Raw genomic sequence first — 6823 nt, 5'->3', positions numbered from 1 at the left:
CTTCAATATCCCTGCTGGTAGGGATGGAGTGCATGTCGGACGGCGGCGCGGCCCCCGCTCGGCCTTCGCGACGAGCGAAGCTGGCGCGGGGGCGGCGACCGTCGCCCTAGCAGGTGGGTGTGGCCCTACGCGTCTCCCATGGCGCGCATGGCGTTGAGGATCGCTATTACAGCCACGCCCACGTCGCCGAAGACCGCGAGCCACATGTTGGCGATGCCCACCGCGGCGAGGGCGAGGATCAGCAACTTCACGCCGATTGCGAACACGATGTTCTGATTCACGATGCGCATGGTCTTGCGGGCCACGCGAATCGCTCGCGCGATGTTGCTCGGACGGTCATCCATAAGCACGACGTCGGCGGCCTCGATGGCGGCATCGGAGCCCATGGCGCCCATGGCGATGCCCACGTCGGCGCGCGTGAGGACGGGCGCGTCGTTGATGCCGTCGCCCACGAAGGCCAGGTTGCCGCGGGCGGTGTCGAGGATGCGCTCGAGCTGCTCGACCTTGTCGCCGGGCAGGAGCTGGGCGTGGTATTCGTCCAAACCGAGCTCGGTGGCCACGGAGCGGGCGACTTCCTCGCGGTCGCCGGTAAGCATGATGCAGCGCTCGACACCGGCGGCGTGGAGGTCGGCGATTGCCTGGGCGGCGTCGTCCTTGATGGCGTCGGCTATGACGACGTGACCTACATAGACGCCGTCGCATGCGACGTGCAGGATGGTGCCGGTGAGCTCGCAGTCCGGATAGGCGATGCCGTGCGCGGCCATGAGCTTGCCGTTGCCCACGAGGACGCTGTGCCCGTCTACGGTCGCGCTGACGCCGTGGCCGGATTCCTCGGCTGCATCCTTGATGCGCGCCTGGTCGATCGCGGGGGAAGGTGAATCACCCTGCCCATCCAGATACGCCTTCTTCACGGATGCGGCGATCGGGTGGTCGGAAAACGCCTCGGCGTGCGCCGCCAGGGCGAGCAGCTGCCCGGCATCTATGGTTCCGTGCGGGTGCACGCCGACGACGCCGAAGGTGCCCGAGGTGAGGGTGCCGGTCTTGTCGAAGACGACGGTGTCGACCTGCGAGAGGGCCTCGAGGTAGTTGGAGCCCTTGACCAGGATGCCCAGACGGCTGGCGCCGCCGATGCCGCCGAAGAACGACAACGGTACGGAGATGACGAGTGCGCACGGGCAGCTCACGACCAGGAAGGTGAGGCCGCGCAGGATCCAGTCGGCCCAGGCGCCCATGCCCACCAGCGGCGGCACGATGGCGATGGCGATGGCCGCGAAGGTCACGATGGGCGTGTAGACGCGGGCGAAGCGGGTGATGAAGTTCTCCGTGCGCGCCTTCTTCTCGCTGGCGTTCTCGACGAGCTCCAGGATGCGGCTGACCGTGGAGGCGCCGAAGAGCTTGATGGTGCGCACGCGCAGCACGCCGGTCATGTTGATGCAGCCCGAGATGACCTCGCCGCCCTCTTCGACATGGCGCGGAATGGACTCGCCGGTGAGCGCGGCGGTATCGAGCTGGGACGATCCGTCGATGACGATGCCGTCGATGGGAACGCGCTCGCCGGGTTTGACCACGATGACGTCGCCGATTTGAATCTCGTCGGGATCGACCTGAACGAGTTTGCCATCGCGCTCGATGTTGGCGTAGTCGGGGGCGATGTCCATCATGGCCGCGATGGACTTGCGGCTCTTACCCACCGCATAGCTTTGGAACAGCTCGCCTACCTGGTAGAACAGCATGACGGCGGCACCCTCGGCCATGTGCGGCTCGGCTTCGGGGAACAAGACCATGGCAAACGCGCCGATCGTGGCGACGGCCATGAGGAAGCTCTCGTCGAACGCCTCGCCGCGGCGGATGTTGCGCCATGCCTTTGCGAGCACGTCGTGGCCTGCAATGAGGTAGGGCACGAGGTAGAGCGCGAAGCTCGCATACAGCGCGCCGGGCTCGCCGAAGATGCTTGCGAGCACGCCGAGCTCGTCGAGCGCCATGACGGCGAAGAAGAGCGCGAGCGCGATGAGGATGCGCTTGAGCCACTTCTTTTGCTTCTTGTTCATAGGGAAAACCCCTTTCAATTTACGACGCCGCTAACAACTATGGGGAAGCTTCACCCGATCATCCTTGGCGTCGTTTCGAGCGGGGTGAGGCGGGTCGTTGGGGCATGGTGGGTTCTCCGTGGTTTCAGAGTGAAAGCAAGCTGGGTGGGAGGCCGCCAGGCCCCTGGCTGTTGGGAATGAGCCTCGCTCTAGCGCAGGATCTCGCAGTCGGGCTCGACCTCCGCGGTGAGCTTGACCACGGCATCGAGTACGGCGTCGAAGTCCTCGTCGGCGGCCTCGAGCGTGAGCTTCTGGGTGAGGAAGCTGATCTTGGCGTCCTGCACGCCGTCGAGCTTCTTGATGGCCTCCTCGAGCTTGCCGGCGCACACGGCGCAGTCGATCTCGTCGAGCTTGAATACCTTACGCATGATGGGTTCCTTTCCGTTGGTTTGGGAATCGTTCGAGGGCGCCCGGATGGGCGATTACTCGCAGATGTGGGTGAGGCCCTGGTCGAGGATGGTCAGGACGTGCTCGTCTGCCAGCGAGTAGTGGATGCTCCTGCCGTCGCGGCGGAACTTGACCAGATGGGCCTGCTTGAGGATGCGCAGCTGATGGGATACCGCGGACTGGGATGCGCCGAGGGCCTCGGCGATCTCGTTGACGCTGAGCTCGTCGGTCATCAGCGCGTACAGGATCTTGATGCGCGTGGTATCGCTGAAGACCTTGAACAGGTCGGCCAGGTCATAGAGCATCTCCTCCTCGGGCATGGCGTCCTCTCCGGGTTTCGCCGCCTGCTCATCTACGGGATGCTTATCCATGTAACCTCCTCTCATATGAACACATGCTCATATAACTTATGGTTATGATTATATGAACGTATGCTCATATGTCAAGGAATCGAATTCAGAAATATCTCTCCGTTGTGCAATCTTGCCGACTTTACACAGGGCGAGACCGTATTCCTAATGTATCCAGCATGGATGGCAAATGCCGTACCTGCGGTTTCATGGTCTCGGAGTATGGAGCTACTCGACGATATTGAAAAGCGATGGGATAAGTCGGCAAGATTGCGCAAAGGGCGCCCTCGATTCGCTCGAGAGCGCCCTTTGCGGGTTATGTTGCCGTCTGTTTAGAAGTCGCTGGCTGCTCTGCTGCCTGCGCCGCGAACCCACACTTGGTCGTAGTTGCGCAGCATCATGATGGTGAGGACGATGCCGAGTGCGAGCGGGGCGAGGGTTTCATCAGCGAGATCTATGCCGTAGGCGACGCGATTGTGCGCGGGTCGAACTCGGACGGTTGCGAGTTTTGATCCATGGCGCAGAATCGTAAAGTCATCGCCCATGAGATTCCCGTCCACGGATATGCCCTCGCCGTCGAAGCGGATCACGTCTTTGTAGCCGCCGTCGATGCGAATCTCTCGTCGCAGCTGCACACGGTCGAAGCCGTTTATGCGCACCTGGTACACGGGGTGATGCAGGGCGTGCCTCCTCGATATGGTTCCAATGCGGCGGCCGGCGTCGTCGACGAGGTAGTACAGCTTTCGGCTAAAGAAGGAGGCGACGCGTACCAGGCGGAAGGCGAGTGCGCCGGCATCGGTAATATCCGTGCTCTCGAATTTTCCGTATACGCTGCTGCCGATTGCGTTGAGATCGAAGAGGCTGAGCTTGGGCTCGGTTTCTTCGGGGTTGCCTTGGGTCAGCGGGCCTGCAAGCAGGATGTGGCGCCGGTCGCGCGCAATCGCCTGGGCCATGACCTTGTCGTCTCCCTTGACCATCTCGTCAACGGAGACCCCGAAGAGGGCGCTCATGAGGACCAGGCTCTGTATATCCGGTGTCGTTGCGCCGGTTTCCCAGTTGCACACGGTGTTGCGGGAAACCCAGATAGTTTCGGCCAGGTCTGTCTGCGACATGCCGAGCGCGTTGCGACCTCTCTTGATCTGCTCAGAGAGTATCATGTCTGCTCCTTCCATAGGACTCGAGGAAACGATGGAAGAACGCTTGCAAGCCCTTCGTTATCCATGAGTTTAGGGAAGGATGCCCGCCATGTCTGCACAATTCCTTGTGCAGACATGGCTACCTGCTTTAATGAGTCGATTCTTGCACCCCCGTCGGTAGCGGGATAGAGCGCTTCGCCGCCACGGGCGCGAGTAGCAGGTCGATGATGGACCGGATCGCGTTCCTACTTGAGGAACATGTTCTTGCCGTTGAACTCCGCCTGCACCGTGCGCAGCATGAGGTCGGTGTCGTCGAGGCCCAGGTGCAGCTCGTTCTCGTCGGCGGCCAGGGTGCCGCGGCGACGCGCCCAGTTCTGCAGGCTCGCCGGCGCGCTCTCGCGCGGCAGGGTGCGCACCTCGCCATCGACGGAGCGGCAGATGTGGCGCGAATCGATCACGATGATCTTGCCCGCGCGGCGCGCCTCGGCGTAGCCGGGGAGGTGCAGCATGAACCAGCTGTCCTCGAAGGCCGCGTTGTGGGCCATGATGGGGTACTTCTTCATGAGGCGCAGCAGCTCCTTCTGCAGCTTCGCGTCCGTGCGGAAGGGCGTCTTGCCCTCGAGGTCGGACCACTGGATGTGGTGGATCTCGGCGAGCGGTACGCCGGCCTCGCGGTAGATGTCGGGGATGCCGCAGTAGAAGGCCTGCGGGTCGTGCGGCACGGCATCGCTGGTGAGCTCCATGATCTCCCAGCCAACGTTGATGATGTAGCCGCGCTCGGGGGCGCGCCCGGTGGTCTCGATATCGATGCCCAGCACCGTGCCCTTGATGGGCTTGCGCACGTACGCGACGGAGTAGGCGTCGCGGTCGCCGCGGACTTCGCGTGCGACGGCGCTGGCGGCGCGGCCCTGCATCTTGCCGATGGCGGCGCACAGGTCGGCGTCGGAGAGGTTGCGTGCGAGCAGCGGGCTGGAGAGGTTGCGCAGGCGCGCCTCGCCGATCTGGTCGCACAGCTCGCGATTGCGGTCGGCCAGTTCGAGGATGATGTCGAAGTCGAAGCCGGGTTCGTCGTTGGCGCGCCATTCGTCGAGCAGCGCCTTGATGGCCTCCTCGCCGCGCTGGCGCTCGGACTCCATGGCGTCGTAATCGCCGTAGATGAACATGGGGATGAACGGCTGGCGGTAGTACTCGAGTGCCTGTTGGGCGTTCATGTATGGGCTCCTATCGTGTTCGCACCGCCGCCCGAGCGCATGCGATGCGCGTGCGCTCGGACGCCGGCGTGCGGTCTTTCGTGGTGCCCATGAGTATAGTGGGTTGTTGCGACGCGAGGGTGTTTAGGGTGTGAAACTTTATGGTGCGCCGCGTCCCGGCAGGGGAAGTGCGATGGCCCGTGCGGTGGCCTACGCGCGCGTCCGCGCCCGAGCCGTGTTGCCCGCGCCCGCCCCTGTCGAACGGCGCTACAATGGATGAGCTGGTATTCGCGCCCCTGCGCCCGGCCTCGTCGTGCGACGTTGCGTCGGTGTCCGGGGCGCATACAGGGAAGAGGAGATTCATATGGCAAAGCTGGATGGAAAGGTCGCGCTCATCACGGGTGCCGCCGCGGGTCTGGGCGAGGGCATCGCCATGGCGTATGCCAAGTACGGCGCCAAGCTCATCATGGTCGACCTGTCGCCCTCGGTTGAGGACGCGGCCGCCAAGCTGCGCGAGGAGTACGGCGCGCAGATCATCACCGCGGTCGCCAACGTTGCGGACCGCGCGCAGCTGGACGAGGCCGCGGCTCGCGGCATCGAGGCGTTCGGGCGCATCGATGTGGCCTGCTGCAATGCCGGCGTATGCCGCCTGGCCCCCTTCGAGGAGATGGACGACGCCACGCGTGACTTCCATATCGACGTCAACATCAAGGGCGTGTGGAACACCTGCAAGGCCGTGATCCCCTATATGCTCGAGCAGGGCGGCGGAAACATCGTGATCGCGTCTTCGGTGACCGGCGATATCGTGGCCGATGCCGGCGAGGCCGCCTATGCCATGACCAAGGCCGCTCTCGTGGGACTCACGAAGTGCCTGGCGGTGGAGTACGCCGACCGCAACATCCGCGTGAACTGCTCGCAGCTGGGTTATGCGCGCACGCCGATGGTGGAGAAGATGGCGCTCGAGTCCAACCCGGACGACCCCGAGTCCGCGATCGCCGATATCGCCGTTGGCGTGCCCATGAAGCGCCTGGCCAACCCCATCGAGGTGGGCGAGCTCTTCGCGTTCCTGGGTAGCGACGAGTCGAGCTACCTCACCGGTTCGCAGATCGTCATCGACGGCGGCAGCACGCTGCCCGAGACGATGTCCATCGGTACCAATTAGCGCGTAGCGGCACGCGGCGCCGTTCAGCCGGGGCCCCTGCCGGTCCGGTGTTCGGTGCGGCCGATTGCTGCTGCAGAGACCCTGCGCCGCCGCGAGGCCTAGCAGCCCGTCCTCGAGATATGCGAGGTCGGGCTGCTTCTTTTGTGTCGAAGGGGCATGCTGGCCATACGGGAGTTATCCTATGGCAACTCTTGAGTATACTGATGGCCTTGCATGCTACGCGTCTGCCATGGGGCGCGCGGGGTATGAAAACAGCGTGACCATATGGGCGTGGACGCGCGGCGTGTTGCTCCCGTAATCGCGAGGCCCCATCTGTCGCCATCGGTGCGCGCCCAACATATATCTGTCGAGGAGAACCTGCCGTGGACTTGCTGCTGCACTTTGCCGAACACGCGCTCGAGGACACTCTCGGGCTCGTGCCCTTCCTATTCGTGACGTATCTGGTGCTTGAGGCGCTCGAGCATGCCGCGAGCGCGCGTTCCAACGCCATCGTGCGCCGTGCTGGCGCTGC

At 63.8% G+C, this 6823-nt stretch carries 6 protein-coding genes; 1 reads left to right on the top strand and 5 read right to left on the bottom strand.

Features of this window, described 5'->3' with window-relative positions; translation table 11 throughout:
- Positions 1-125: 125 nt before the first annotated feature.
- The 5 genes from I2E26_RS00870 to I2E26_RS00850 all read right to left on the bottom strand — a co-directional run bounded on the left by I2E26_RS00870 (position 126) and on the right by I2E26_RS00850 (position 5171).
- The gene (locus I2E26_RS00870) at positions 126-2048 is read right to left on the bottom strand and encodes a heavy metal translocating P-type ATPase (protein ID WP_195419250.1); all 1923 of its coding nucleotides are present in this window, start codon (positions 2046-2048) and stop codon (positions 126-128) included.
- A 188-nt stretch (positions 2049-2236) separates the two neighbouring features.
- Positions 2237-2455, bottom strand: coding sequence for a cation transporter (locus I2E26_RS00865; RefSeq protein WP_195419249.1), 219 nt, complete (start codon positions 2453-2455; stop codon positions 2237-2239).
- 54 nt (positions 2456-2509) lie between these two features.
- Positions 2510-2860, bottom strand: a complete 351-nt coding sequence (locus I2E26_RS00860) for a helix-turn-helix transcriptional regulator (protein WP_255519219.1) — start codon at positions 2858-2860, stop codon at positions 2510-2512.
- 296 nt (positions 2861-3156) lie between these two features.
- The gene (locus I2E26_RS00855) at positions 3157-3981 is read right to left on the bottom strand and encodes a helix-turn-helix domain-containing protein (protein WP_195419247.1); all 825 of its coding nucleotides are present in this window, start codon (positions 3979-3981) and stop codon (positions 3157-3159) included.
- A 224-nt stretch (positions 3982-4205) separates the two neighbouring features.
- Complete coding sequence (locus tag I2E26_RS00850; RefSeq protein WP_195419246.1) at positions 4206-5171, bottom strand: 3'-5' exonuclease; 966 nt, start codon at positions 5169-5171, stop codon at positions 4206-4208.
- A gap of 343 nt (positions 5172-5514) precedes the next feature.
- Here I2E26_RS00850 and ucpA point away from each other — a divergent pair, with 343 nt between their 5' ends.
- On the top strand, positions 5515-6312 hold the full coding sequence (gene ucpA, locus I2E26_RS00845; RefSeq protein ID WP_195419245.1) for an SDR family oxidoreductase UcpA: 798 nt from the start codon (positions 5515-5517) through the stop codon (positions 6310-6312).
- The last annotated feature ends 511 nt before the right edge of the window (positions 6313-6823 follow it).

It is taken from the genome of Collinsella sp. D33t1_170424_A12 (assembly GCF_015554865.1).
Classification (GTDB): Bacteria; Actinomycetota; Coriobacteriia; order Coriobacteriales; family Coriobacteriaceae; genus Collinsella.
The sequence above is the reverse complement of the archived record's forward strand: the minus strand, read 5'-3'. Positions and strand labels throughout refer to the sequence as shown.

Coding starts and splice junctions, on each gene's coding strand:
- I2E26_RS00865 (WP_195419249.1), bottom strand. CDS start 2,455: ATGCGTAAGGTATTCAAGCTCGACGAGATCGACTGCGCCGTGTGCGCC.
- I2E26_RS00855 (WP_195419247.1), bottom strand. CDS start 3,981: ATGATACTCTCTGAGCAGATCAAGAGAGGTCGCAACGCGCTCGGCATG.
- I2E26_RS00860 (WP_255519219.1), bottom strand. CDS start 2,860: ATGAGAGGAGGTTACATGGATAAGCATCCCGTAGATGAGCAGGCGGCG.
- ucpA (WP_195419245.1), top strand. CDS start 5,515: ATGGCAAAGCTGGATGGAAAGGTCGCGCTCATCACGGGTGCCGCCGCG.
- I2E26_RS00870 (WP_195419250.1), bottom strand. CDS start 2,048: ATGAACAAGAAGCAAAAGAAGTGGCTCAAGCGCATCCTCATCGCGCTC.
- I2E26_RS00850 (WP_195419246.1), bottom strand. CDS start 5,171: ATGAACGCCCAACAGGCACTCGAGTACTACCGCCAGCCGTTCATCCCC.